Origin of the sequence: Neisseria gonorrhoeae (assembly GCF_013030075.1) — a bacterium.
In the GTDB taxonomy this organism is placed as follows: domain Bacteria; phylum Pseudomonadota; class Gammaproteobacteria; order Burkholderiales; family Neisseriaceae; genus Neisseria; species Neisseria gonorrhoeae.
In genome coordinates this window covers 769621-794630 of the sequence record NZ_AP023069.1, presented here as the reverse complement: position 1 = coordinate 794630, position 25010 = coordinate 769621, and the positions used below count along the sequence as shown (strand labels likewise).

Sequence of the window (25010 nt, the reverse complement as noted above, 5' to 3'; positions counted from 1 at the left end):
TAGCGGGCGGCAGGGCAGGCTGTAGAGACGGGCTGTAGAGACGGGCTTCAGCCCACCGTTCCAAGCAATCCGACCGAAACCGGCCGCGCCGCCAATCCTGCGAAACCTATGCCCCGCCAATCCTGCCACTCTTCGCCATTCCCGCGAAAGCGGGAATCCGGAACCCAAACGCGGCAGGAATCTATCGGAAAGAATAACCCGACCGCCGTCATTCCCGCGCAGGCTGGAATCCAGACCCACAACGTTAAGGCGGTTTATCAGAAAAAACCGAAACCGAACGCCCTAGATTTCCGCCTGCGCGGGAATGACGAAGAGTTGGGGAGTGACGAAAGGCGGGAACAACCGCGCAAAAAGCCGCCGACTCCTTCAGACGGCATCGGCAATAAAAACCGCACGGCCGAAACCGCGCGGGAAAGGATAGCCGGGCGCGCCCGATAAGCAGCGGCCGCAGGGTTAAGTCCTTGCACCTGTTTTCATCGAAGACAAAGGCGGTTCGGGAAATAAGGGCGCAATATCAAAAGTTTTGCGTTGCCTGATTTGCCACAAATCATAACCGGCCTGCATATTCAGCCAAAAATCAGGCGAAGTGTTGAGCAGTTGGCTTAAACGAACCGCCATCTCGGGCGTAATCGAAGATTGGGCGTTGACAATGCGCGATAAGGCAACCCGGCTGACACCCAGGCGTTTCGCTATATCGGTAATGCTTGCGCCGTTAATATACTCTTTTAAAACAAGGCCCGGGTGGGCAGGATTGTGCATTTTCATATTATTCCTAGTGATAATCCTGATAATCGACAACTTCGACATTGCCGTCGTTGAAACGAAAAGTCAAACGCCAATTTCCGTTGACTTTGAACCGCCCAATGTCCCGACAAACTGCCCTTGAGGGGATGAAGATTCCAACTCGGCACAGCCATATCCGAAGGCGTTTGCGCGGCATTCAGCGCGGTTAGAAGCAGATTCAGTTTGACGGAATGCCCGGCTTGGATGCCCGATAGCGAGCCTGTTTTAAAAAAGCGTTCAAGCCCTTTGTGTTTGAAAGAAACAATCATCATCCCACCCCGTCTGTATCGCCAAAGGATACAAAACTTTTATTTGATTGCAAAGCGACGATATACAAAAAAGGAAACCCCGAAATGACCATCTATTTCAAAAACGGCTTTTACGACGACACATTGGGCAGCGTCCCCGAAGGCGCGGTTGCCGTCGGCGGCGAAGAGTACGCCGCCCTCTTCGCAGGACAGGCGCAGGGCGGGCAAATTGCCGCCGATTCCGACGGCCGCCCCGTTTTAACCCCGCCGCGCCCGTCCGAGTACCACGAATGGGACGGCAAAAAATGGAAAATCAGCAAAGCCGCCGCCCGTTTCGCCAACTCCCGTTTCGCCAAACAAAAAACCGCCTTGGCATTCAGCCTCGCGGAAAAGGCGGACGAACTCAAAACAGCCTCTTGGCGGGCTATCCCCAAGTGGAAATCGACAGCTTTTACAGGCAGGAAAAAGAAACCCTCGCGTGGCAGGCGGACAACGACGCCCCGACCCCGATGCTGGCGCAAATCGCCGCCGCAAGGGGCATAGAATTGGACGTTTTGATTGGAAAGGTTGTCGAAAAACCCGCCCGCCTGGCCGTTGCCGTCGACGCGATTATCGGAAAGCGGCAGCAACTTGAAGATAGATTAAATACCATCGAAACCGCGCCAGCATTAGATGCGTTAGAAAGGGAAATCAAAGAATGGGCGCTAAACGTCGGCTGAGAGAATATATTTATCATCTACTAGTGGCCATAGACCAACTGTTCAACGCTATAACCGGCGGCGCGGCAGACGAAACCCTCTCAAGTCGCACCTATCGCGGCGCGCGGCTCGCCCAACAACCCAAAACCCGCTGGAAGATTTTATAGTGGATTAACAAAAATCAGGACAAGGCGACGAAGCCGCAGACAGTACAAATAGTACGGCAAGGCGAGGTAACGCCGTACCGGTTTTTGTTAATCCACTATATATACCCTGATCAACGGCGTATTTTTCGACCGCCACCACTGCCGGCAGGCGTATATCAGCTAACTGAAAGGCAGGCAGCACGACGCGCGGTTCAACCAAAGCCGCGCCGCCAATGAAAGGGATACGCGGTAAAATTGCCGCCGCGCCGCATTCAGACGGCATCGGCAATAAAAAAGCCCGAAAAAATCGGGCTGAAAGTTAAGGCTGCATCGCCTTTAAGGCGGCTTTCGCCAAAAAACCGCTCGGGTTTCATGACGGGCGGCAGTGCAGGCATCGACACGGTTGAGGATATGTTGCGGCCAACTGACGTTAAACCGCACCTGTCCGGTTAATGCGGCATCGTCCGCTTCAACCATCGTCCACAACACCGCATCGGCATAATCGGGATTGTCCCGATTAACCTCTATGCTTTGCGCCTCGGGAATCGGCAGGTTTTCCTGCAAAAGCCCTTCGAGATGGAACATTGCGGCGGCTTTGGCATCGGCAAGCGCGTCGGCAACCGTATCGCCGACAGGATAGCAGCCCGGCAGATCGGGAATAATCACGCCCCAGTTGCTTTGATCGGGGTCTTGGAACAGCACGGCGGGATAGTAAATCATTACTTCCTTTCTCGGATATGCGGTATCGGCAAAGTCCAAACGCAACGAAGGGGATTTAAAAACGACAAAAACGCAAAAGCCGCCGACATTCCCGCATCCAAGTTTCAGTCAATCAGATAACCTTGGATTTCTTTGGTTTTCGCATTGATTTCTCTGGTACGGCAGTCAGATTGTGCCACCCCGTATTCGTCGCCGTCGGCGCATTTGGCATCCAAACCGCTTTGCCAGTTGCGGTACTGGGGCATAACGGTTTCGGCAATATCGGCGGGCAGTGCCTGAACCGCGCTGTTCAGAGCCGCTTTGGCAGTTCTTTCTTGTCCTCTTCCCTGACCATTTCGTCGATAAGGGCTTTTTTACGGTTGTGCAGCTCTTCCAAGCGTGCTTCGGTTTCTGCCGTTTTACACGCCAACTCACTGACTTTTATGCCGTTTGGCGTTTCACCTTCGGCTTTCGCATTGTTGGCACAGATCTTGTCCATACCGCTTTTCCATGTTTTCTGCGAGGCTTGCAGCTTATTCTGTACAGTTTGAGGCAATCCTTTCCAAAACTGCTCGAACTCGCTGCGCGACAGCTTGTAGCGTTCTTCCCATTCGGATACGCGGGCGGCTTCCTGCTCCCGACCCAATGCCTCCTGCGCCGCCGCTTCTTCTGCCTCCCTCGCTTCCTGCGCGGTGGCTTCTGCCGCTTCAAGTTTTTCGTTCCTTTGTTTCGCTTTGTCCAACGGCTCTTTAATCAGTGCCATAGACACCAGCTCGCTGAGCGGATGGATGATATCGTGTGCCTGACTGAGTTCGGCAAAGATTTTGCTTTTGTCGTCTGTCGGCTGGACGCTGTAAGAAATAGTTTTGACATAATACGCGCCTTCTTTGCGGTAGTAGGGTTCAAAAAAGTCGGGCGTTTTCTTATAGCTGTTGCCTATAGATTGGTTGGCGGCGACGGCATAATCGACAACATCGTCGGGCACGTCCAGTTTTAACGCGGCTTCACATTTGAGTTTGCTGGACGTGTCGGTTTTCTCGGTAGTTCGGACTTCATCGACGGTTATGCCCAAACGTTCGACCATTCTGCGGATATGCGATATGCCGATATCGGCAAATGCTTGGTCTTTGAATGCGTCGTCGTCAAAAGTTTTGACGGTTTCACCTTCGACATTGTCGCGGACCAGTTTGACCAAAATCTCTTTAGTCTCTTCGCTTCCGCAGGAAATTTCCTTTCCGGAAAACGGGTTGCCTATTCCCAAACGGTCGCAGCCCGACAAAATCAGCATACTTGCCAATGCCAGTGCGGGTAAATTTTTTTTCATTAGATTTCCTTTGCCGTCCAAACACGGACTGTCTGTTGCGTATTTCCACACACGCTACGGCACTTGAAGTACATGGCTGCGGAACATATATGTTTAAATTTATGCAAACCGCCATATCGCGATTGCACACGCCCTGCAAATTTACCGACGGTTTTCCTGTTCGATAAAAATGCCGTCTGAAACGGTCGGCGTTCAGACGGCATTTTTCCGCAGGTTTTATTTGCGGTTGGTCTGCAGGTAGAGGTTAATCAGGCGTTCGGTCGAGCTGTCGTGTTTTTGAGGTTCGGTTTCGCCTGTCAGTTCGCCCAAAATGGTTTTAGCCAGTTGTTTGCCGAGTTCCACGCCCCACTGGTCGAAGCTGTTGATGCCCCAAATGATGCCTTGGACGAAGGTTTTGTGTTCGTACATGGCAATCAGGCTGCCCATATTGCGGGGGTTGACCTTATCCATCAGGATGAGGTTGGTCGGGCGGTTGCCGGAGAAGATTTTGTGCGGAACCAGCTCTTCGATGCGCGCCTCATCCATACCCTGCGCTTTGAGTTCGGCGCGGACTTCGTCGGGGGTTTTGCCGCACATAAAGGCTTCTGCTTGTGCAAAGACGTTGGCAAGCAGGATTTCGTGGTGTCCGGGCAGGTTGCTGCGTTTTTCAAGCGAGGCAATCAGGTCGATGGGGGTGATGTGCGTGCCTTGATGCAGCAGTTGGAAGAAGGCGTGCTGACCGTTAATGCCCGTTTCTCCCCAGATAATCGGCGAGGTTTCGTGTCCGACTGCTTTGCCGTCCAACGTAACCTGTTTGCCGTTGCTTTCCATATCGAGCTGCTGGATGAATTTGGGCAGGCGGTGCAAATGTTGGTCGTAAGGCGCGATGACGTGGCTGCCGCCACCGTAGTAGTTGATATACCAGATGCCGATGAGGGCGAGGATGACGGGCAGGTTGCGCTCGAGCGGGGTGTTGATGAAGTGTCGGTCCATCAGGTGCGCGCCGTTGAGCATTTCGATGAAGTTTTCTTCGCCGAGATACAGCATAATCGGCAATCCGATGGCGGACCACAGGCTGTACCGACCGCCGACCCAATCCCAAAATTCAAACATATTGGCGATGTCGATGCCGAATTCGGCGACGGCTTTTCGATTGGTGGAAACGGCGGCGAAGTGTTTGGCAACGGCTTCTTCGTCACCCGCATGATTCAAAAACCATTCGCGCGCGGTTAGCGCGTTGGTCAGCGTTTCCTGCGTGGTAAATGTTTTGGAGGCGATGATGAACAGCGTGGTTTCCGGGTGGACTTTGGACAATACGTCGCGCAGTTGCGAGCCGTCCACGTTGGAGACGAAGTGCATATTGAGGCGCGGATGACCGAAAGGTTTGAGCGCGGTACACATCGTCAGCGGGCCCAAATCCGATCCGCCGATGCCGATGTTGACAACGTCGGTAATGACTTGGTTGGTATAGCCCAGCCAGCTTCCGCTGCGGACTTCGTGTGCAAATTCGCCCATACGTTGCAAAACGCGGTTGACTTTGGGCATCACATCTTCACCGTCAACCATAATCGGCGAATTGGTGCGGTTGCGAAGGGCGACATGCAGGACGGCGCGGTTTTCGGTGGTATTGATTTTTTCGCCGTGGAACATCTGCCGCATCCGCTCCGGCACGCCTGCTTCACGCGCCAACTCGAACAGTAGGGACATGGTTTCGTCGTTGATGCGGTTTTTGGAGTAGTCCAGCGTCAGTCCGCCGACTTGCAGCCAGTAGCGTTCCGCCCGCTGCGGGTCTTGCTCGAACATTTCGCGCATATGCAATGTTTTGCTGTCGTCAAAGTGGTTCCACAATTTTGACCAGGCCGGTAAGTCGTGAAGGTGTTTCATCTGTATGCTCCCGATTGAGGTTTTCCGTGACGGGGGGCGTTTCCGCACATCGATGCGCACATAAGGCGCAACCCTGCGTACCGCCCCGATTTGGAAGGGGTTGCGGCAAACCCGAACCCTGCCGCCTTAAAGGGCGGGGTTTCCGCCATTAAGGAAATTCTGATAAAAGGCTTGCCGGAGCCTGTCCGGCCGTTCAGACGGCATTGGCGGGATGCCGTCTGAACATCAGTCTTTGTCGTAATCGATGTGCTTGTTGTGTATGCTTTTTTTGCTTTTCTGCAATTGCAGGCTGGCAGCATCGCCCAAGCGCAGGGCAAGTCCGATGGCGAGAATATCGATGACGGCAAGCTGCAAGAGGCGGGAAACCATGGGCGTGTAGAGTTCGGCGTTTTCCTGTGTGGCAACGCTCAACACGCAGTCGGCAAGTTGCGCCAGAGGCGAATCGTTGCGGGTCAGTGCGATGACGGACGCGCCGTTTTCTTTGGCGATGCTGACCGCATCCAAAAGTTCGATAGACGAACCCGTGTTGGAAATGGCAACCAAAACATCCTGATCGCTCAAAACGGATGCCGCCATCAGTTGCGTGTGCGTATCGACATAGGCGACGGTGGACATGCCGAAACGGAAAAATTTGTGCTGCGCGTCCTGTGCCACAATGCCGGAATTGCCCACGCCGTAAAATTCGACGCGGCGGGCGTGCATCAGGGTGGCGATGCCGTTTTCGAGTTCGGATTCTTTTAAGAACCTCCTCTCCCCCAACAAGGCTGCGGCGGCGTTGCCCAACACTTTTTCAACCACATTCGCCATATCGTCGTCGGCATTGAGTTCTTCGTGGACATAAGGCATACCTTCGTGCCCGATGCTGGCGGACAGGGAGAGCTTGAATTCCGGCAGCCCCTTATAACCGAGGCTGCGGCAGAACCGGATGACGGTCGGCTGGCTGACCGAGGCGCGGTCGGCGATTTCGGCGACGGCGGCGTGGACAAACCACTTGGGTTCTGCCAAGGCGCATTCGGCAACTTTGCGTTCCGCACCGGACAGGTCGGCCAGTGATTCGCTGATTTTGCTTAACATAATGATATGCCCTTCGATAATGCGGCCCTGCTGCAAGGGCTGCCGTGGTTAGACGTTTTTCAGGTGGTTGCCGAGCGCCGCCGCCGCGCCGGCAATACCCGGAAATTCGCTCAAGACGACATAAACGGGAATCGCGGCAAGGTAGGCTTCAAAACGCCCTTTGTTTTCAAAGCGGCTGCGGAAGGGGGAGGTTTTGAAGTAATCCAACATTCGCGGGATAATGCCGCCGCACAAATACACGCCCCCGCGCGCGCCCAAAGTCAGGGCGAGGTTGGAAGCGACCGTGCCCAGCATCGCGCAAAAAATGTCCAATGCCTGCCGGCACAGGGGCGATTCGCAATTTAATGCCTTTTCGGTAATTTCAGACGGCATCAGTTTTGCCGGTTCGGCTTTCTGCTTGGCCGCCAGCGTTTCATAAATCAGGCTCAAACCTGCGCCGCTGAGGAAACGTTCGGCGGAAACGTGGCGGTATTTGTTTTTGGCGTACTGCCAAATCAACACTTCCATATCGTCAAACGGCGGGAAACTGGTATGCCCGCCCTCGCCCGCCAACGCCACCCAGCCTGCGGGGCTGTGCACCAATCCGCTCACGCCCAAGCCGGTACCGGGGCCGATAACGGCCTTGGGGGCGAATTCGACAGGCTTTTGCCCGCCTACCTGCATCAGGTCTTTGCTTGAAGTCTGCGTTACCGCCAATGCCTGCGCGGTAAAGTCGTTCAAAAGGATGAGGGTGTCCAGCCCCAAAGCCTGACGGGTGGTTTCGATGGAAAACGCCCAATGGTGGTTGGTCATCTGCACCCAGTCGCCCAAAATCGGGTTGGCGATGGCAAATGCCGCGTGCCGTACGCCCGTTGCACCACTTTGGTTCAGATAGGCACGCACCGCGTCGGTAACCGTGTCGTATTCCTTACACGGCAGGACGGCGACTTTCTCAATCACGCACGGCGCGGTTTCCAATGCGAAACGGGCGTTTGTGCCGCCGATGTCGGCAACCAGCCTCGGGTAATCGGCGTGTTTATTCGGCGTAGAAGACATGGCAGTTCACTCCTTGATGGTTCAAAACGAGGCTGATCGGATATTCGCGGTTTTCGCCTTGTGCGGCTTGGTCGAACACGGCTTTTTTCTCTTCGCCCTGTATCGCCAAAAATACATGCCCAGTATGGGCAATCGCATCCAAAGTCATGCTGATGCGCTCGTGCGGCGCGGTAACGGGCGTGGTATGCACCAGCGCGACACCTGCCGAACCGTCGATTGCCGTCTGAAACTGCGGAGCTTTTGGGAAAATCGAAGCCGTATGCCCGTCGTTTCCCATACCCAAAATCAAAACATCGGGCTGCTTGTAATGTTTCAGCGCATAATCGACAACAGCATCGGGATGTAATTCGGTTTCAGTTTTTCCGTCTTCCACCATAGGAATCCACACTGCCGCAGCGGCTTTGTTCTTTAACAGGTATTCGCGCACCAGACCGGTATTGCTGTCGGCGTGGTTGGTCGGCACGATGCGTTCATCTGCCAAGGTAATTCCGACGTTTTTCCAATCCAAATCTTTTTGCGACAGGGCGTTGAAAAATGCAATCGGCGAACGTCCGCCGGAAACTGCCAACACCGCACCGCCCTTCTCGTCCAGTGCGCCCTGCAAAGCATCCGCCACTGCGTCAGCCAAAGACTGCGCCGCTTCTGCCGCATTTTCGTATTCGTGCCAAACAAACATATTTGTGTCCTTTTGTGATTTCAGACGGCATATCCCGTTACAGGGCGGCTGCCGGGCAATGGCTTAGCCGCTTCCGCCTCGAAGCGGGACTGCTTTTTCTGCCCCGCCCTCCTTCAGACGGCATTGCGAACCCGATGCCGTCTGAAGCGCATTACTGTTCTTCGTGCCACTTGTTGCCGTCGCGCGCCAACAGTTCGCGGGCGGCTTCAGGACCCCAAGAGTGTGCGCCGTAACCGTGCGGCGGCGTGGTGTTATTTGCCCAGTTTTCCAAAATCGGCATCACATATTCCCACGCGGCTTCGAGTTCGTCGCGGCGGTTGAACAAAGCGAGTTTGCCGTTAATCACATCCAACAGCAGGCGTTCGTAAGCCTCGGCGCGGCGGCCTTCAACGGCCTTGCCCAAATCCACGCCCAAAGGCGTTACTTCCACTTTGTTGCCCGCACCCGGGGTTTTCACCTGCGTGTAAAGGCGGACGGATTCATTCGGTTGAAGCTCGATAACCAAACGGTTCGGCGCGGTTTGGCTGTTGTCGAAAATATGGTTTTGCAGCGGGCGGAAGTTCAAAACGATTTCCGCCACTTTGCCCGCCATGCGTTTGCCGGTACGCAGGTAGAAGGGAACGCCCTTCCAGCGTTCGTTTTCGATTTCGGCTTTAATGGCGACGTAGGTTTCGGTAAAGCTGTCTTGCGGAACGTTGATTTCTTCAAGATAGCCGTTCATGCCTTTGGCAGCGGTATATTGTCCGCGCACGACATTTTCATTGACAGATTCGATGGTCAGCGGCTTCAATGACTTGATGACTTTGACTTTTTCATCGCGCACCGCGTCGGCATCCAAGCTGGCGGGGGCTTCCATCGCAGTCATGCACAGCATCTGCATCAAATGGTTTTGCACCATATCGCGCAACGCGCCGGTAATGTCGTAAAACTCGCCGCGCTCTTCCACACCGAGCTGTTCGGCGATGGTCAGCTGCACGCTTTCGATGTATTTATTGTTCCACAGCGGCTCGAACATTACATTGGCAAAACGCAGCGCAAGCAGGTTTTGCAGGCTTTCTTTGCCAAGGTAGTGGTCGATGCGGTAAATTTGCCCTTCTTTGAAATAACGCGCCACATCGGTATTGATTTGTTGGGAAGAAGCCAAATCCGTACCCAGCGGTTTTTCCAAAACCACGCGCACATTGTCGGCATTCAAACCGATCGCAGCAAGGTTTTCGCAGGCTTGCGCGAAGAATTTCGGCGCGGTGGACAGATAGATGACGACGTTGTCGGTTTCTTTGCGTGCTTTGACCAAATCGCCCAAAGCGGCAAAATCGTCCGGCTGCGTAACATCGACTTTGAGATATGCGAGACGTTCAACAAACGAAGCCCACGCCTCACCGGAAAAATTTTCTTTCACATGGATTTTGGAACTGGTTTCCACCTTCGCCAGAAAACCTTCGGTATCCAACTCGCTGCGGCTGACCCCCAAAATACGCCCTTCGGGATGAAGCAGACCGGCAACATGCGCCTGATACAGGCAGGGCAAAAGTTTGCGCATTGCCAAATCGCCGGTCGCACCGAACAACACCAAATCAAAATTTGTCTGTGTACTCATCGCATTATCTCGTCAGGAAAGGATTTTTTCGATGCCGTCTGAAACCTGTTTTTTCCATCACGCAGCATCGCAATATCGGAAACAAAGGCAGGCGGCATAATGAGTAGTAATACTACACACCGCTACACTTTTTGTCTATTCCCATTTTTACAATTTATTTGACCTAGTCCAAAAATCAGGCAGGTTTCCCCTATTCCGTTACAACAATCAGAAGATTCTGCGATTTAAATCAAATTTCTTTTCAATGTCTGATTTTTTTGTAACAAAATTACAAATTTTGTACTATAATAGCACCCGCTTCCCACTTTCAGACGGCGTACCTTTTAAAATATAGTGAATTAAATTTAAATCAGGACAAGGCGGCGAGCCGCAGACAGTACAAATAGTACGGCAAGGCGAGGCAACGCCGGACCGGTTTAAATTTAATCCACTATACTCACCGTCTAACATACCCGATACAAAAATCAGAAACGCACAAACAAATCCCCAATACCACCCCGTTCCGCCAGGAGACCGAACATGAACCACACTCCTATCCACCCCAAACTCGCCGAAATCACCGGGCGCATTATCGAACGCAGCCGTCCGACGCGTGAAAAATATCTGGCGAAAATCCGCAGTGCCAAACAGATGGGACGCTTAGAGCGCAACCAGCTCGGCTGCAGCAATTTGGCGCACGGCTATGCCGCCATGCCCAAAAGCATCAAAATCGAAATGCTTCAGGAAACCGTCCCCAACTTAGGCATCATCACTGCCTACAACGACATGGTTTCCGCACACCAGCCGTTTAAAGACTTCCCTGACCAAATCAAAGACGAAGCACAAAAAAACGGCGCGACCGCACAAGTCGCCGGCGGCACGCCTGCCATGTGCGACGGCATCACGCAAGGCTACGCCGGCATGGAATTGTCGCTGTTTTCCCGCGACGTGATTGCGATGAGTACCGCCGTCGGGCTGTCGCACCAAATGTTTGACGGCAGCCTGTTTATGGGCGTGTGCGACAAAATCGTTCCGGGTCTGATGATAGGTGCGCTTTCGTTCGGTCATATTCCCGGTATCTTCGTTCCGGCAGGCCCGATGTCCAGCGGCATCGGCAATAAAGAAAAAGCCCGTACCCGCCAACTTTTCGCCGAAGGCAAAGTCGGACGCGACGAACTTTTGAAAAGCGAAATGGGTTCTTACCACAGCCCGGGCACCTGCACTTTCTACGGCACGGCAAACTCCAACCAAATGATGATGGAAATGATGGGCGTACACCTGCCTGCCGCCGCCTTTGTCCACCCCTATACCGACCTGCGCGAAGCCCTGACCCGCTACGCCGCCGGACACCTCGCGCGCGGCATCAAAAACGGCACGATTAAACCTTTGGGCGAAATGTTGACCGAAAAATCCTTCATCAATGCCCTGATCGGTTTGATGGCGACCGGCGGCTCGACCAACCACACCATGCACCTCGTCGCTATGGCGCGCGCCGCAGGCGTAATTTTGAACTGGGACGACTTCGACGAAATTTCTTCCATCATCCCGCTGCTCATCCGCGTGTATCCCAACGGCAAAGCCGACGTGAACCACTTTACCGCAGCAGGCGGCCTGCCTTTCGTTATCCGCGAATTGCTGGACGCAGGCTTATTGCACGACGATGTCGATACCGTCGTCGGACACGGTATGCGCCACTACACTAAAGAGCCTTTCCTCATCGACGGCAAACTCGAATGGCGCGAAGCCCCTGAGACCAGCGGCAACGACGACATCCTGCGTAAAGCCGACAATCCGTTCTCCCCGGACGGCGGTCTGCGCCTGATGAAAGGCAACATCGGACGCGGCGTGATTAAAGTGTCAGCCGTACGCGAAGGCTGCCGCATCATCGAAGCACCCGCCATCGTGTTCAACGACCAGCGCGAAGTGTTGGCGGCATTTGAACGCGGCGAGTTGGAACGCGATTTTATCTGCGTCGTCCGCTACCAAGGCCCGCGTGCCAACGGTATGCCCGAATTGCACAAACTGACCCCGCCTTTGGGCATCCTGCAAGACCGCGGCTTCAAAGTGGCGCTGCTGACCGACGGCCGTATGTCCGGCGCGTCAGGCAAAGTGCCCGCGTCCATCCACATGACGCCCGAAGCCCTGATGGGCGGCAACATCGCCAAAATCCGTACCGGCGACCTGATTCGCTTCGACTCCGTTACCGGCGAACTCAACGTCCTGATTAACGAGGCCGAATGGAACGTCCGAGAAGTCGAGCGCATCGATTTGGGCGCGAACCAACAAGGCTGCGGCCGCGAACTCTTCGCCGGCTTCCGCAGTATGACCAGCAGTGCGGAAACCGGTGCGATGAGCTTCGGCGGAGAATTTGCCTGATGCGCGTTTCAGACGGCCTTTTAAAACAGAAGGCCGTCTGAAAAATTATTGAAGCCGTTTAAAATAGATGCAGACGTAGCGTGAGCTTTGCCCGCGAACAAAACCCAAGCAACATCAGAATGTTTTACCCCAAAGGTTGTCTGAAAACTTAACCCCCCATCCCGTTTGACCTCAACAAAAACGACACCCCCCACTTGGAGAACCGAAATGTCCAAACTGACCCCCCGCGAAATCCTGACCGCCGGCGCAGTTGTGCCTGTGATGGCGATTGACGACTTAAGCACCGCCGTCGATTTGTCCCGCGCCCTTGTCGAAGGCGGCATCCCCACCCTCGAAATTACCTTGCGCACCCCCGTCGGACTCGAGGCCATCCGCCTGATTGCCAAAGAAGTGCCCAACGCCATCGTCGGCGCAGGTACGGTAACCAATCCCGAACAGCTCAAAGCCGTCGAAGACGCAGGCGCGGTTTTCGCCATCAGCCCGGGTTTGCACGAATCCCTCGCCAGAGCCGGCCGCAACAGCGGCATTCCCCTGATTCCCGGCGTTGCCACTCCGGGCGAAGTCCAACTGGCTTTGGAACACGGCATCGACACACTCAAACTCTTCCCTGCCGAAGTCGTTGGCGGCAAAGCGATGCTCAAAGCCCTCTACGGACCTTACGCCGACGTACGCTTCTGCCCGACCGGCGGCATCAGCCTCGCCACTGCGCCCGATTACTTGGCATTGCCCAACGTCTTATGCGTCGGCGGCTCTTGGCTGACACCGAAAGAAGCTGTAAAAAACAAAGACTGGGACACCATCACCCGCCTCGCCAAAGAAGCGGCGGCATTGAAACCCAAAGCCTGAACCGCATCGTAAAAATGCCGTCTGAAGCCCTTTCCAGTCTCAGACGGCATTTTGCCGCTTGGCGACTCAGTCGGCATACACAGCAGCACCGCCCCTAAAATGCCCATCCATCTCCAGAACAATGCGAATGACGCGCGATATGCGGAGACCTATGACGAAAAAATAATTATAATATATTTATCAATTAGTCATAAAAATCGCCCTATCGGTAAAATGCCGTGATGAGCGGCTGAAACTAACAAGTTAACCGTCGTTAAAAAATAACGCTCAGAGACCTTTGCAAAATTCCTTTTCTTCAAACAGCCGACATCCAACCACAGGTTTTTCGGCTGTTTTCGTTTCAAATAACCGCCGTTCCCACCAAAATATCCCATTAATCCCCCTTAAATATAGTGGATTAAATTTAAACCAGTACGGCGTTACCTCGCCTTGCCGTACTATTTTACTGTCTGCGGCTTCGTTGCCTTGTCCTGATTTAAATTTAATCCACTATACCTGATTGATCAGGAACAGCCCGTTTTACACGGCTGAAAAAATGCCGTCTGAAACACGTTCAGACGGCATCCGCTTAAAAAACAACTGATTCAACGGCGATTAATCCGCTTCCAAAACCACTTTCATCGCTTGGTTTTCGGCGGCGTGTTTGAACACGTCGTAGGCTTTTTCCAATTCGCTGAATTTGAAACGGTGGGTCAACATTTTGGTGTAATCCACTGAGCTGCTGAAAATTGCCTTCATCAGTATTTCGGTGGTGTTGGCATTGACCAAACCGGTAGTGATGGCAAGATTTTTAATCCACAGTTTTTCCAGTTTGAAATCAACGGATTGACCGTGTACGCCGACGACGGCGATATGACCGCCGGGTTTCACGATGTCTTGGCACATATTCCAAGTTGCAGGGATACCGACCGCTTCGATGGCACAATCTACGCCGTCTTCGCCGACGATGGCGAAAACTTGTTTGGAGACGTCGCCGGAAGCGGGGCTGATGGTATGGGTCGCGCCCAACTCTTTCGCCGGTTTCAAACGGTTTTCGTCCATATCGCACACGATAATGGCGGCAGGGCTATACAGTTGGGCGGTCAACAAGGCGGACATACCGACAGGGCCGGCACCTGCGATGAATACGGTATCGCCGGGTTTCACATCGCCGTATTGCACGCCGATTTCGTGGGCGGTCGGTAAAGCGTCGCTCAACAGCAGGGCGATTTCTTCGTTGACGTTGTCGTGCGGCGGCACGAGGCTGTTGTCGGCATAAGGCGTGCGGACGTATTCGGCCTGCGTGCCGTCAATCATATAGCCCAAAATCCAGCCGCCGTTGCGGCAGTGCGAATAAAGTTGGATTTTGCAGTTGTCGCAAGTGCAGCATTTGCTGACGCATGAAATAATGACTTTATCGCCGACTTTGATGTTTTTTACAGCCTCGCCGACTTCTTCTACAATACCGATGCCTTCATGACCGAGGATACGACCGTCGGCGACTTCGGGGTTTTTGCCTTTCCAAATACCCAAGTCGGTACCGCAAATCGTGGTTTTGACGATTTTCACCACCGCATCGGTCGGATCGATAATCTGCGGGCGGGGTTTTTCTTCAAAACGGATGTCGTTTGCGCCGTGATAAACCATTGCTTTCATGCTGATACTCCTTGCTTGTTGATAAATAATTTCAATACCACAATAAAGTTTCTTTATATGAGTTATATGCCCCTACAAAAAATAAGTCAATAAGAATTATTTTCACAATTTTATACAATAACATACTGTTTTAAATATAAATAAAACCACCGATTGATATTAATGAACACACCCATCCCCTTCTCCGAACGGCTCATCCGCTGGCAAAAACAACACGGTCGCCACCACCTCCCTTGGCAGGTCAAAAACCCTTATTGCGTCTGGCTTTCCGAAATCATGCTCCAGCAAACGCAGGTCGCCGCCGTGTTGGACTACTATCCGCGTTTCTTGGAAAAATTCCCGACCGTTCAGACGCTTGCCGCCGCGCCGCAAGACGAAGTGTTGTCGTTGTGGGCGGGCTTGGGCTATTACGGCCGCGCGCGCAATCTGCACAAAGCCGCGCAACAAATCGTCGGACAATTCGGCGGTACGTTTCCATCGGAGCGCAAAGACTTGGAAACGCTCTGCGGCGTAGGCAGAAGCACCGCCGCCGCCATTTCTGCCTTTGCTTTCAACCGACGAGAAACCATCTTGGACGGCAACGTCAAACGCGTTCTCTGCCGTGTTTTTGCCCAAGACGGCAATCCGCAAGATAAAAAATTTGAAAACTCGCTCTGGACACTTGCCGAAAGCCTGATGCCGTCTGAAAACGCCGATATGCCTACTTACACGCAAGGTTTGATGGATTTGGGCGCGACCGTGTGCAAACGGACGAAACCCTTGTGCCGTCAATGCCCTATGGCGGACATCTGCGAAGCAAAAAAGCAAAACCGCACCGCCGAGCTGCCGCGTAAAAAAACTGCCCTCGAAGTGCAAACCCTGCCGCTTTACTGGCTGATTGTCCGCAACCGGGACGGCGCAATCTTGCTGGAAAAACGCACCGCCAAAGGCATTTGGGGCGGACTGTATTGCGTGCCGTGTTTTGAAAGTTTGAACGGGCTTTCCGACTTTGCCGCCAAACTCTCCCTGACGATGGCGGATATGGACGAACAAACCGCCCTGACCCACCGCCTGACGCACCGGCTGCTGATGATTACGCCGTTTGAAGGGCAAATGCCGTCCGAACACCATTCAGACGGCATTTGGATAAAGCCGGGCCATTTGAAAGATTACGGCCTGCCCAAGCCTTTGGAAATTTATTTAAACGGTAATAGGTTAGAATAAACAAAATAAACCCGTTGAACTGTTGTTAGCAGGTATCGCAGCAAGAACAACCGATGAATTTGGGTCGTATTTTAGGCAGCGGGATAATGTTCAAATGGGACATTTGGAACGGAAAAAGTCGGCAATTTAAAAAGGATTTTAGAAACAAAGAGGGTCAAAAACATGAACACAAACTTAAATGACAAAGACAAAGCCATGGATACCGCAATCAGGTTTCAGAAAAGGATGAGGATTCCGAAATTTTTCTTTTTAATTCTCGGAATCACAGTGGTTTTGGCATTTATCCAAGACGTGATAACGGGTTCTAATTTTCTGCAAATAACAATTATGCAAATAATATTTGTGATATATTTCAGTTTCGGAGGTATCATAATTTTATTCTACATAATCATCGCAGGAATCTGCCCCTATTGCCACGAATTCCAAAAGATGAATTATGGCACCTCCGTCGGCATCGGGTCGGATAGCTTTACTTTCTTTAAAGGCATTTCCCCTGTCCCAAAAATCGATTACTGCAGCAAATGCGGTAAGCCCCTGTCTCCAGAAGCCGTAAATAAGGTGATGAATGATAAAACCGATGAAGAAATGTGAACAGCGTTTTAACAACAGTGAAATAAAATATAAAATTTCAATTTTAAAATAATGAGCTAATGGAAATTTGACCCGGTTGTCCGGTACAGCCCCAAACATAAAACAAAAGCTGCCTGCAAAAAACCGGCAGCTTTTGTGCATCTTGTCATACATTATTCACTTCAACCGCATCAAAACGAATAACCCACCTGAAACCCCGTTACCCATTTCTTCGTCTGAAAATATTCGGGCTTTTTCAATGCACGGCCGGTAAATATATCGTAATGCAGGTTGCCGCCAAGCTTTATCTGCCCGCGTATCCCAATTGCTGTGCCGGCTAGAGTTTGGCCCGATAACCATTTGGCGGATTGTCCTGAAACATGTCCTACATCAGCCCCAAGATAAAGCTGATGGCCTGGTTTAAATTGCCAGCTCAAATCGTTGCGCCAATACCATCCCCGCTCGGCAGGCAAACTCATTTCACCGTCGAAGCCACGTACGGTGTGGTGTCCGCCGATAGCCAGTTTGTCTTGCGATGTTAGCGGGGTTTTGTTCCATTGTGCATGAACGGATGTGTCATAGGCAAATAGCTGTTTACCGATTTGAAAAGGAGTATTTACATCAGCCGATGCCGTCCAAATTTTCATACGTGACGTGCCTTCGCCAAAGGCTTCTTCAGGCGCGCGCAGAGCATCTTTCATGCCGGTGCCGTGTTTATATTTCAACTTAAAATCTGCCGTACTGCGACCGATATATCCTTTGTGGGAAAGTTCTGCCAACCAACCTGTGGTTTTACGCCGTTGTACAGTCAGTTCGGCATCATCAATGTAACTTTTTGTTTCCCTCGTCCACAGTTTTACACTGAGATAGGTTTTGCGTTTGGCATCACGATACAACAGGCGGTTGAAGCCGAAATCAGTGTTGTAACTTTTTCCATTATAGTCATAGACTTCCGATAATCCGAAAACCGCCTGATGGTAACGGTAGCCATTGTGATTGAATGCCCATGTCCATTTACCGAAAGGGGCTGAATAATGTACGGCGTAATTGTTTGATCCGCCTTCTTTGCGATGGCCGTCAAAATTTTCCTCATCGGGCGTACCGCCAATTGAACGTCCATAATTTACATAGAACATATCACTCAGTCCAAAAGGATTGTCGGCAGAGAAAGTGATATTTCCTTGGTATTTTCCTGTCGCCTCACTACCCGAATTATCCATCCCCACACTCACACAGTAGGGCAGCAGACGTTACCGCCATTGCACCACGACATCACTTTGGTTTGGTTCTCTCTCTACGGGAACGATTTGGAGATCGGCTTCCGCAGTCGGGAGACATTTGAGATTTTCCAGTCCTTGTTCCAAATCACGCAGATTCAACAGATCGTTCGAGCGGGTGGGAAATTTGTTTTGGAATGCTGCAATACGTCCTGCATGGGTTTGATCATCGTTGGACCGATCGATTCGTATGGAGCGCAGATAGCCCGGCATCAGGGTTAATTGAAGCTTGCCACTATTCAAATCCTGTGGCGCAGCCAAGATACGGGTCGTGGTATATCCCCTGCCGATCAAAGCATTTTGTGCTAAGGACATGATTTGATTAATGTCGCCCGCATGCAGACACTTGCCGGAAACAAAATGTGTTTGGCACAAGGCATGGTTGAGCGCAAACCGGAATTTAGCCGCTTCTTCACCCACCAATTCCACCTCAGAAATAGGAAAGCAGGGGCTTGCCTCATCCGAATTTGCACCGCCTACCTGTGTTGCCATCTTCTCTATGCCCGTATCGGTACCATCCAAACGAACATCTTGTTCCGGCTGCATCTGTTCACGCAATTGCTTCTCACGTTGACGTTGGAGAATATCCTGTTGTTGTGAAACAGCTTCAGGTGTGGGGGCGGCTGATGTTAGGGTGGGGAGGCAGCCATCAATGATAGGACTAACAGTGATAAGGGATAGGGATGAAATACATTTTTGGAGGAAAAGAAAGGTTTCATAGGATTGGTCTAAGTAATGTAAGCGGGCAATTATAGCAATGCACAAAAACAAACAAAAAGATAAAAAAACTCCATAAATGAAAATTTAATCACATGTTTATAGGATATGAAAAAGAGGAAGCGAAATCTGAAGCCGTCTGAAAACAACCCCACACAGCATCGGCGGACGAGTTTCCCTCAGCTGCTCCGGCAGCCGTACCCAGCATCCTTGTAATCGCCGAAACGGTCTCTTTTTCCTCCGCATTCAGGCTGCCGCCGTCTCCTTTGCCGTACAGCCATTTGCCGATGATTGGGGCGGCCGCTTCCGACCCGCCCGCACCCAATGCTCCTGCCGGGGCATTGTTGCCTCATGCTGCGGCAACCGCTGCTCCTAATACCGCGTGGGCAAGAACGTGAGCGGTTTCTTGACTGGCGGTTAGTTTGCCATTCGCGTTTTGACCGGCTAAATCTTTAAAGTGCTGTCCAATCGCATACGATACGTCTGGCGATGCGGTAGCCGCAGCGATGCCCGCTCCGCTTTGGGTCGGCTCAGCTAAACCTGAGGCTAACATGTTGAGAATGACTTTGCCTTGTTGCCAATTATCTGCTTTTGCTGCCGCATCTTGAGCTTCATGGGCTTTGCGTTTGGCAGTTTCCATATCGCCATTGGCTAATGCCTCGGCTGCTGCTGTTTCGGCTGCTTCTTTGTCTGCTTTGAGTTTGTCTAAATGTTGGTTAATCTCGGTATTGGTTTGTTGAACATTTTTACTAAAATCTTGGCTGACGGTTCTTTGTAAATCCAGTTCACTTTGCACTCTATCTTTGTCAAATATGTTTTTCAGGCTGCCCGAATGTCGTTCGGCGGTGTCTGTGGTTACGTTTGTATCAATATCGGCTTTGGTTTGTGCCGCTATTTTGCCTGTCAGCCTGATTTGTGCGGCTTCGTCTGTGATTTGAATGTTTTTGGGTATTGATGCCGCTTTTTGTGATGCTGCTTTGACTGTCGCTGTCGCTGCCGTACCCTACTGATGAACTTGCGCCGTTTTTATCGGCTACGCTTGTCAGGTGTTTGTCTTGAGGTTTATTTTTTGCGCCCTATCCCAGTGTTTTGCCGCTTACGGCAACGCTGGCACCCAATCCAAAACTTTTTCCTTCGTATTGGCTGTAATTTTGAATATCACTGCCGGCGAGTGTGCCTGTGCTGAATCGGTTTTTACCCTTGTCTTTTGCGCTTTGGCTGCTGGTGATGATGCCGCCTTTGAGGCCTGTATGGTTTCCGACCTTGATTTGATAGCCGTCTTCTCCGGCATAAATACCGCTTTGCTCGGTTACCGAAGCATGGTCGGCTCGGATTTTGCTTTGGCTGTAATCGCCACTGGCACTGAAGCCATAACCTACGGTAACTTGTGCACCGGCGTTTTGTTGTTTGCTTTGATAAGTTTCTCTATCTTGTACACTTTGAATGCTTAGGTTTTTGGCATTGACTTGTACGCCTTTGCCGCGTACTTGCGCGCCTTTGATGATGGTATCGCCACCACTTTGGATAAGGGTTTGGCTGCCTTTGTCGCCAATATGGCTATGGCGGTGGGTTACGCTATCGCCATTGCCGTAGCCTTTGCCGACATTGCCGCCTGCGGCAACGCCTAATGACCAGCCTCCTTGTCCGAATGATACGGCAGCACCTGCGTTCCAGCCTGCTGATTTGTTTTGGCTGCGTTCGGTATTGCTTTGCTCGGCTGATTGCAGATGGATTTGCTTATCGGCAATCAGGCCGGTTCCTGCTCTGCCTGAAACACCTGAGCCTGTGATGTTGATATTGGATTGTTCGCCGCACCTTCGGCAATAAGGGTAGTTTTGCCGCCTGCTTGAATTTGACTCGCTTGGGCTTGATTGGCTTGAACTTGGGTGGTTTGTCGGTTTTGCTGTTCGCCGTAGGTTATGGAGATGCTGACTTGTTTGGCATTGGTTGTACCATTGGCTAAGTTTTGTGCGCCTTTGCCTGTTTGATAGGCCTGCCAACCTGCATTGGCAGCCGCCATGGCATTAACGCGGTCGTTTTTGCTTTGTCCGACTTGTTTGCTGCTTTGTGTGCTACGGCAATCGCTTGTTGTGCCAAATCGGTAACGGGCGAACTGAATGCCACCGTTAAGCCTTTTTGTTCGTAGGTTTGGGTGGTTTTGCTGTTTAATTGGTTTTGTGCTGCGCCAATATCCATACTTTGCGTGCTGATAAGGTTGTTGCCCTCAGGGCTGGAAACGTTGCTGCCGGTTTGTTCGTAGTGTTTGCTTGCAACAATGGTGGTATCGCCTTTCAGGCTGCCTACGGTACTGCCTGTATGTTCGTTGCTTTGGGATTGGTTTTCTTGTGTGTTTGTCTTGCTGCCAATAGTGAAGCCGATACCTGCACTCATCAATCCTGATTTTTGGGTTTGATGATAGGTTTCGCTTTGGCTTTGAGTTTGGGTTGTACCAATGCGAACATGATTGCCTGCTTGAATCCGGGTGCCATTATCGGAAATAACATTACTGCCAAGGATGTTGGCATCGTTTCCTGCCTGCAATACAACTTGCTTGCCTTCAAAGGTGCTGCTTTGAGCAGTTTCGTGATGACTTTGGGCTTTATCGGTAATGACTAATTTATTACCGCCGCCGCTTCTGCCTGTATGTTTGGACGCATCATCAACTTGGCCGGCATGGATGCCTGAGCTGATAGTAATGTCATTTTTAGCATACACGGCAAGTGTGCCTTTTGCGCTGCCGACTTCGGCAGCTTTGGCATTGAGATTATTCCCTGACAATAGGGTAACATCGCCTTTTGTTTGAATGCTGCTGCCGACTTCGTTCGTTGAACCTCGGATGGTATGGTTATCGGCATCAAAATGGATTTCTTGATATTTGCCGGTTTGTACCGTATCCAGGTTAATGTCGCGTCCTGCCTGCAGCCGGGTTTGCCCTTGATCTGATTGATTGCTGATTTGACCGGCAATGATGTTGATGTCTTTGCCTGCCTGCGCTGCTAAAACACCTTTTTCTTTGCCTGTGATATAAATACCTGCCATTCGGTCTAGGTAGGTGCTGCTACCTTGTGCATTTTGACTGCTCTTGGCCGTGCTTTGGTTGTTGATGTTGTTACCCGCATTGAGCAATAATGTCTGTTCGGCAGAAAGAATGCCGCCAATATTATTGATGTCTTGTGTGGCCGTAACCGCTGATTTTTGCGCATGAATACGCCCACCGATATTGTCTAGCGTATCGGTATTGATAATAAGCGCATTGCGCCCTGCAATCGTGCCTGAGTTTTTCAGGCTGCCTGAAACATTGATTTGTGTATTGCTGCCTGACAACAATGCACCTTTACCGTCTATGTCGCCATTTTTAACGCGTACATAAACCTGTGGCATCAATACGGTTTGTGTGCCGCCATCAGGAAGTTTAACTTCTTTTTGTACCAACCAAACAATATCGCTGGTCAGTTGCGCTGCTTGCTCGGCACTTAATGCAATGCCAACGCTGAGATTCATCGAACGTGCCGCAGTCGCGCCATTATCCATTAAGGCTTTAAATTGTTCTTCGTCGTTTTGATAACCGTCTAAACGACGATGCCCTGTCAGCTCTGCGATTTGTTCATTGATTAAACGTTGCTCGTAATAACCATCACCCAAACGTTTATGTAAATTGTTTGGGTCTAGTTTGAGGCTGCCCAGCATATAGTCACTACCCAACCATTGACGGTAGTTGGCAAAGCGTGGATCGGTTTCAACAAGATAGCCTTTATTGGCAGGATTGATAATGTATAAGCTGCTGCCGGGTAATGGGGTAAAAGAATTGGGCGTATAGGGTAGCGAAATACCGTTGCTTTTCGCAGTACGGATATTATCCCGGTTACTTTGTGGCAACTCAGTGCCTTGGCTGGGCGCATGACGGCTTAATGCTTTGCTATGCGATTCATAGGCAAATGAACCCAGTGAAATGTCGCGTGTGATTTCCTCCGGCAAAGTATAATTTTGTTCACGATGCCCTGTTTCATCATGTCCTTTACGACGCGCACGCCAGTAGTTGTGCAACTTACCATTTTCGCTGAAGACTTTCTTCTCGCCAAAGGTTTGCTCGTTATGCAAACCGTCTTTTTCTGTTTGCACAAGCAAATTGCCGCCGGCGATGATTCGGCTGTCGCTGTTGAAGACTGCTTTGCTATCAATAATCAAATCGCTACCTGCAATGATTTTAGCAGGCGCAGTTCCGGTTACTTGAGTTTCTTGCGTTACTTTTTCATAATCGTATTTATGCCAATTTTCATGCGCCACTCCATCAGGGGTGCGTAAGTGGTCTGATTCATTGTTGTAGACAAACCAGCCTAATTCATGTTGCGTGCCTTCTCGCAATAATTCGTGTCGTCCAAATGCTTCGTAATCAACAATACGCTCGCGCCCTGTTTCTACCAACTGCGTTTTCAAATGTTCATTGGTATTGTGCAGCTTTTCTACACCTAAACGCATTTTGCCTGCAGCTTCAATGATTGCGCCGGCATTGTGTATCCTTTGGGCTTTGCCTGTGGCTTGGTCATTGGTATCTAATGCGCCGCCAACCGCCATATCGTTACCGCTGTAAATCAGACTGTTTTCACGGTTATTTAATTGTTCAATGCCTAAATTCAGGTTTTCGCGTGCCGCAATGGCGGCACCTGTACCGTTTTCATCTTGATTGTCTAAGCGGGTAGCCGCAATAGCGATATTGTCGCCATAAATCCGACCTGTACCGATATTATTCATTTGCCCGGCTTGGATTTTGGTTTGTTGTCCGTCAATCAAGCCTCTATTGGTTAAATTGTGCTGCGTGCCAATGTCTGTCGTACCGCCGGATTGAATGTTGCCTTGTACTGCATTATCAAGGTTATTTGCTTTAATCCGAATGCGTTTTCCTGCTTGCAAGGTATGTGAATTTTTCAGGCTGCCTCGTGTACTGAGCGACAATTCATTGCCCGCCACGATCTTGCGTTCTACATAAAAATCATCTTGTAACGCAATATCCAGTTTATTATCAGCGGCAAGTGTGCCGTTGTTGGATAACGATTTTGCCTGAATGGCAACATCACGGCCTGATTGTATCGTGCCATTCGTATTATCAATGACAACGGTAGATTGCTGACCATCGTGAATAATCAGTTGTTGATTGGTCGCTATTTCGCCATTTTGATTGTTCAGGCTGCCTGAAACGGCTAAATCCTCTGTTCCTGCCGACAATAATTTGCCAGTGTTTTGAATCGATTGACTGTGAATTTGAGTGCCTTGTTGCGATACCGCCGTACCGCTGTTTTCAAAGGCTTGACTGCGGATATTGACTTTGTGTTCCGCTGTATTATTCATATCTTGCACATTGGCGGCAGCCATCGTGCCACTATTGACCAAACGGCCATTTGCATCAATCGCCACATTACCGGAAGAAGCAAACAACTGCCCTTGATTACGAATGCCTGCTTGTTCGGCCGTACTGATCAAGGTGATTTTGTTGGCATACAAGAATACGTGTGAAATCGGTATCACGGGCATCCAAACCGTGTCCGGCGATTACAGCATTGCCTTGCCTTATCTTAAAGCCGCTAAAGTCTCCTGCTTGATATTGCGGTTGGCCTGTCGTCAAAGTGGCACGGGAAGCATTGATAAAACCACCACCATTGACTGCAATCCCTGCCGGATTGGCAATAACGACTTCTGCACGTCGTCCACCCACTTCAATATAGCCATTCAGTTGTGAAGGATGGCTGCTGTTGATTTGGTTTACAACCACACGTGCTTCGCCCCTTGTCAACCAAGGATTGCCTTGAATCCAACCGCCTAGCTGTGTTTGGGTGTTGCTGCGACTGTTGTTTAAAATCGCCCCGCGATTACCCACATCAAACTGGGCATATTGATTAACAGAAACCCCTGCCGAAGTAGGGGTTTGAATATTGACTTGCGGTATGCCGTTACCTGTTTGCAGAATCGTGGCTTGTTGGGTTTTAGGAGCAGCTTTATCAGTAATAATGCCGTCAGCAAAAGCAATATTGACCGTACCCAAAGCCAAACATAAAGAAAAGCCTAATGCAGAAAAACAAAAGGCTTTGGAATGAGTAGGAATGAAAGAAACGGATTTCACATAAACGCTGCCCGAACCACTATCGGCACAGCTTTTACCTTCGCGCTTGGTGGTTTCGGCAACAGCTACCACAGCACCGCGTTTGCGGTTGAAAATCACACGATAGAGGGTTTTGTTCATGATTTTAGTTATTTGATTTTTATAGAGTTATT

18 protein-coding genes and 7 pseudogenes are annotated in these 25010 nt (G+C 51.0%); 8 read left to right on the top strand and 17 right to left on the bottom strand.

All coding sequences use genetic code 11. The features are described from left to right. Nucleotides 1-108 precede the first annotated feature (108 nt). Entirely contained in the window at nt 109-438 is a 330-nt protein-coding gene (locus HT085_RS04075; RefSeq protein WP_003691215.1) for a hypothetical protein, read from the top strand. A 15-nt stretch (nt 439-453) separates the two neighbouring features. Here the strand turns inward: HT085_RS04075 and HT085_RS04070 are convergent, their stop codons facing one another. Continuing rightward, nucleotides 454-765, bottom strand: coding sequence for a HigA family addiction module antitoxin (locus HT085_RS04070; RefSeq protein WP_012503658.1), 312 nt, complete (start codon nt 763-765; stop codon nt 454-456). Further along, nucleotides 762-1052 (bottom strand): type II toxin-antitoxin system RelE/ParE family toxin, encoded by a 291-nt coding sequence (locus HT085_RS12255; RefSeq protein WP_003691218.1) that lies wholly within the window; start codon nt 1050-1052, stop codon nt 762-764. Before HT085_RS12255 ends, HT085_RS04070 begins: the two co-directional genes overlap by 4 nt. A gap of 84 nt (nt 1053-1136) precedes the next feature. On the opposite strand from HT085_RS12255, the pseudogene HT085_RS04060 reads away from it, so the two are divergent. From HT085_RS04060 to HT085_RS12155, 3 pseudogenes are all read left to right on the top strand, one after another. Beyond that, nucleotides 1137-1750, top strand: a pseudogene (locus HT085_RS04060) (hypothetical protein). Continuing rightward, nucleotides 1729-1893 (top strand): annotated as a pseudogene (locus HT085_RS12160) (DNA helicase UvrD); the annotation flags it as partial. The pseudogenes HT085_RS04060 and HT085_RS12160, both read left to right, overlap by 22 nt. A 103-nt stretch (nt 1894-1996) precedes the next feature. After that, nucleotides 1997-2128, top strand: a pseudogene (locus HT085_RS12155) (DNA helicase UvrD); the annotation flags it as partial. Between the two features lie 83 nt (nt 2129-2211). Here HT085_RS12155 and HT085_RS04050 read toward each other — a convergent pair. The 8 genes from HT085_RS04050 to zwf all read right to left on the bottom strand — a co-directional run bounded on the left by HT085_RS04050 (nt 2212) and on the right by zwf (nt 10143). After that, a complete protein-coding gene (locus HT085_RS04050; protein ID WP_003691223.1) occupies nt 2212-2595 on the bottom strand; it encodes a type II toxin-antitoxin system HicB family antitoxin in 384 nt (127 codons plus the stop codon). A 104-nt stretch (nt 2596-2699) separates the two neighbouring features. Beyond that, on the bottom strand, nt 2700-2840 hold the full coding sequence (locus HT085_RS04045) for a hypothetical protein (RefSeq protein ID WP_003691224.1): 141 nt from the start codon (nt 2838-2840) through the stop codon (nt 2700-2702). Nucleotides 2841-2884: 44 nt separating this feature from the next. Further along, nucleotides 2885-3898: a lysozyme inhibitor LprI family protein gene (locus HT085_RS12250; RefSeq protein WP_003688721.1), complete on the bottom strand. Its 1014-nt coding sequence runs from the start codon at nt 3896-3898 to the stop codon at nt 2885-2887. Nucleotides 3899-4114: 216 nt separating this feature from the next. Then, entirely contained in the window at nt 4115-5761 is a 1647-nt protein-coding gene (pgi, locus tag HT085_RS04035) for a glucose-6-phosphate isomerase (protein ID WP_003691225.1), read from the bottom strand. A gap of 225 nt (nt 5762-5986) precedes the next feature. Then, entirely contained in the window at nt 5987-6835 is an 849-nt protein-coding gene (gene hexR / locus HT085_RS04030) for a DNA-binding transcriptional regulator HexR (RefSeq protein ID WP_003688727.1), read from the bottom strand. A 48-nt stretch (nt 6836-6883) separates the two neighbouring features. After that, a complete protein-coding gene (locus tag HT085_RS04025; protein ID WP_003688729.1) occupies nt 6884-7870 on the bottom strand; it encodes a glucokinase in 987 nt (328 codons plus the stop codon). Beyond that, a complete protein-coding gene (pgl, locus tag HT085_RS04020) occupies nt 7851-8546 on the bottom strand; it encodes a 6-phosphogluconolactonase (RefSeq protein ID WP_003688731.1) in 696 nt (231 codons plus the stop codon). The genes HT085_RS04025 and pgl overlap by 20 nt, the downstream gene beginning before the upstream one ends. A 151-nt stretch (nt 8547-8697) precedes the next feature. Further along, nucleotides 8698-10143 (bottom strand): glucose-6-phosphate dehydrogenase, encoded by a 1446-nt coding sequence (gene zwf, locus HT085_RS04015; protein WP_003688733.1) that lies wholly within the window; start codon nt 10141-10143, stop codon nt 8698-8700. 326 nt (nt 10144-10469) lie between these two features. On the opposite strand from zwf, the pseudogene HT085_RS04010 reads away from it, so the two are divergent. The 3 genes and pseudogenes from HT085_RS04010 to HT085_RS04000 form a co-directional block, all read left to right on the top strand. Beyond that, nucleotides 10470-10579, top strand: a pseudogene (locus HT085_RS04010) (IS5/IS1182 family transposase); the annotation flags it as partial. A gap of 83 nt (nt 10580-10662) precedes the next feature. Then, on the top strand, nt 10663-12498 hold the full coding sequence (gene edd, locus HT085_RS04005; protein WP_003688735.1) for a phosphogluconate dehydratase: 1836 nt from the start codon (nt 10663-10665) through the stop codon (nt 12496-12498). Between the two features lie 207 nt (nt 12499-12705). Next, nucleotides 12706-13344 carry a bifunctional 4-hydroxy-2-oxoglutarate aldolase/2-dehydro-3-deoxy-phosphogluconate aldolase gene (locus tag HT085_RS04000; RefSeq protein WP_003688737.1) on the top strand — a complete coding sequence of 213 codons (639 nt, stop codon included), beginning with the start codon at nt 12706-12708 and terminating at the stop codon, nt 13342-13344. A gap of 188 nt (nt 13345-13532) precedes the next feature. On the opposite strand, the gene HT085_RS03995 is transcribed toward HT085_RS04000, so the two are convergent. The 3 genes and pseudogenes from HT085_RS03995 to HT085_RS03985 all read right to left on the bottom strand — a co-directional run bounded on the left by HT085_RS03995 (nt 13533) and on the right by HT085_RS03985 (nt 14979). Continuing rightward, nucleotides 13533-13718 carry a hypothetical protein gene (locus HT085_RS03995; RefSeq protein ID WP_003688739.1) on the bottom strand — a complete coding sequence of 62 codons (186 nt, stop codon included), beginning with the start codon at nt 13716-13718 and terminating at the stop codon, nt 13533-13535. 10 nt (nt 13719-13728) lie between these two features. Then, a pseudogene (locus HT085_RS03990) lies at nt 13729-13841 on the bottom strand (IS5/IS1182 family transposase); the annotation flags it as partial. 97 nt (nt 13842-13938) lie between these two features. Next, nucleotides 13939-14979 carry a zinc-dependent alcohol dehydrogenase family protein gene (locus HT085_RS03985; protein ID WP_003688741.1) on the bottom strand — a complete coding sequence of 347 codons (1041 nt, stop codon included), beginning with the start codon at nt 14977-14979 and terminating at the stop codon, nt 13939-13941. A gap of 162 nt (nt 14980-15141) precedes the next feature. Between HT085_RS03985 and mutY the strand changes: the two genes are divergently transcribed. Beyond that, a complete protein-coding gene (gene mutY, locus HT085_RS03980) occupies nt 15142-16182 on the top strand; it encodes an A/G-specific adenine glycosylase (RefSeq protein WP_012503665.1) in 1041 nt (346 codons plus the stop codon). 375 nt (nt 16183-16557) lie between these two features. On the opposite strand, the gene HT085_RS03975 is transcribed toward mutY, so the two are convergent. The 4 genes and pseudogenes from HT085_RS03975 to HT085_RS12140 all read right to left on the bottom strand — a co-directional run. Further along, nucleotides 16558-16926, bottom strand: a complete 369-nt coding sequence (locus HT085_RS03975) for a hypothetical protein (protein WP_003691231.1) — start codon at nt 16924-16926, stop codon at nt 16558-16560. Nucleotides 16927-16943: 17 nt separating this feature from the next. Next, nucleotides 16944-18686: pseudogene (locus tag HT085_RS12145) on the bottom strand (ShlB/FhaC/HecB family hemolysin secretion/activation protein). Between the two features lie 151 nt (nt 18687-18837). Continuing rightward, nucleotides 18838-18954, bottom strand: coding sequence for a hypothetical protein (locus HT085_RS12315; protein WP_228841301.1), 117 nt, complete (start codon nt 18952-18954; stop codon nt 18838-18840). A 495-nt stretch (nt 18955-19449) separates the two neighbouring features. Beyond that, nucleotides 19450-24978, bottom strand: a pseudogene (locus HT085_RS12140) (two-partner secretion domain-containing protein); the annotation flags it as partial. Nucleotides 24979-25010 lie beyond the last annotated feature (32 nt).

Excerpts from the sequence above, each read along its gene's own strand:
- pgl (WP_003688731.1), bottom strand. The coding sequence starts at position 8,546 with ATGTTTGTTTGGCACGAATACGAAAATGCGGCAGAAGCGGCGCAGTCT.
- zwf (WP_003688733.1), bottom strand. The coding sequence starts at position 10,143 with ATGAGTACACAGACAAATTTTGATTTGGTGTTGTTCGGTGCGACCGGC.
- pgi (WP_003691225.1), bottom strand. The coding sequence starts at position 5,761 with ATGAAACACCTTCACGACTTACCGGCCTGGTCAAAATTGTGGAACCAC.
- HT085_RS12255 (WP_003691218.1), bottom strand. The coding sequence starts at position 1,052 with ATGATTGTTTCTTTCAAACACAAAGGGCTTGAACGCTTTTTTAAAACA.
- mutY (WP_012503665.1), top strand. The coding sequence starts at position 15,142 with ATGAACACACCCATCCCCTTCTCCGAACGGCTCATCCGCTGGCAAAAA.
- HT085_RS04050 (WP_003691223.1), bottom strand. The coding sequence starts at position 2,595 with ATGATTTACTATCCCGCCGTGCTGTTCCAAGACCCCGATCAAAGCAAC.
- HT085_RS03975 (WP_003691231.1), bottom strand. The coding sequence starts at position 16,926 with ATGTATGACAAGATGCACAAAAGCTGCCGGTTTTTTGCAGGCAGCTTT.
- HT085_RS04025 (WP_003688729.1), bottom strand. The coding sequence starts at position 7,870 with ATGTCTTCTACGCCGAATAAACACGCCGATTACCCGAGGCTGGTTGCC.
- HT085_RS04045 (WP_003691224.1), bottom strand. The coding sequence starts at position 2,840 with ATGCCCCAGTACCGCAACTGGCAAAGCGGTTTGGATGCCAAATGCGCC.
- HT085_RS03995 (WP_003688739.1), bottom strand. The coding sequence starts at position 13,718 with ATGGGATATTTTGGTGGGAACGGCGGTTATTTGAAACGAAAACAGCCG.
- HT085_RS04075 (WP_003691215.1), top strand. The coding sequence starts at position 109 with ATGCCCCGCCAATCCTGCCACTCTTCGCCATTCCCGCGAAAGCGGGAA.
- HT085_RS04070 (WP_012503658.1), bottom strand. The coding sequence starts at position 765 with ATGAAAATGCACAATCCTGCCCACCCGGGCCTTGTTTTAAAAGAGTAT.
- hexR (WP_003688727.1), bottom strand. The coding sequence starts at position 6,835 with ATGTTAAGCAAAATCAGCGAATCACTGGCCGACCTGTCCGGTGCGGAA.
- edd (WP_003688735.1), top strand. The coding sequence starts at position 10,663 with ATGAACCACACTCCTATCCACCCCAAACTCGCCGAAATCACCGGGCGC.
- HT085_RS12315 (WP_228841301.1), bottom strand. The coding sequence starts at position 18,954 with ATGCTGGGTACGGCTGCCGGAGCAGCTGAGGGAAACTCGTCCGCCGAT.
- HT085_RS03985 (WP_003688741.1), bottom strand. The coding sequence starts at position 14,979 with ATGAAAGCAATGGTTTATCACGGCGCAAACGACATCCGTTTTGAAGAA.
- HT085_RS04000 (WP_003688737.1), top strand. The coding sequence starts at position 12,706 with ATGTCCAAACTGACCCCCCGCGAAATCCTGACCGCCGGCGCAGTTGTG.
- HT085_RS12250 (WP_003688721.1), bottom strand. The coding sequence starts at position 3,898 with ATGAAAAAAAATTTACCCGCACTGGCATTGGCAAGTATGCTGATTTTG.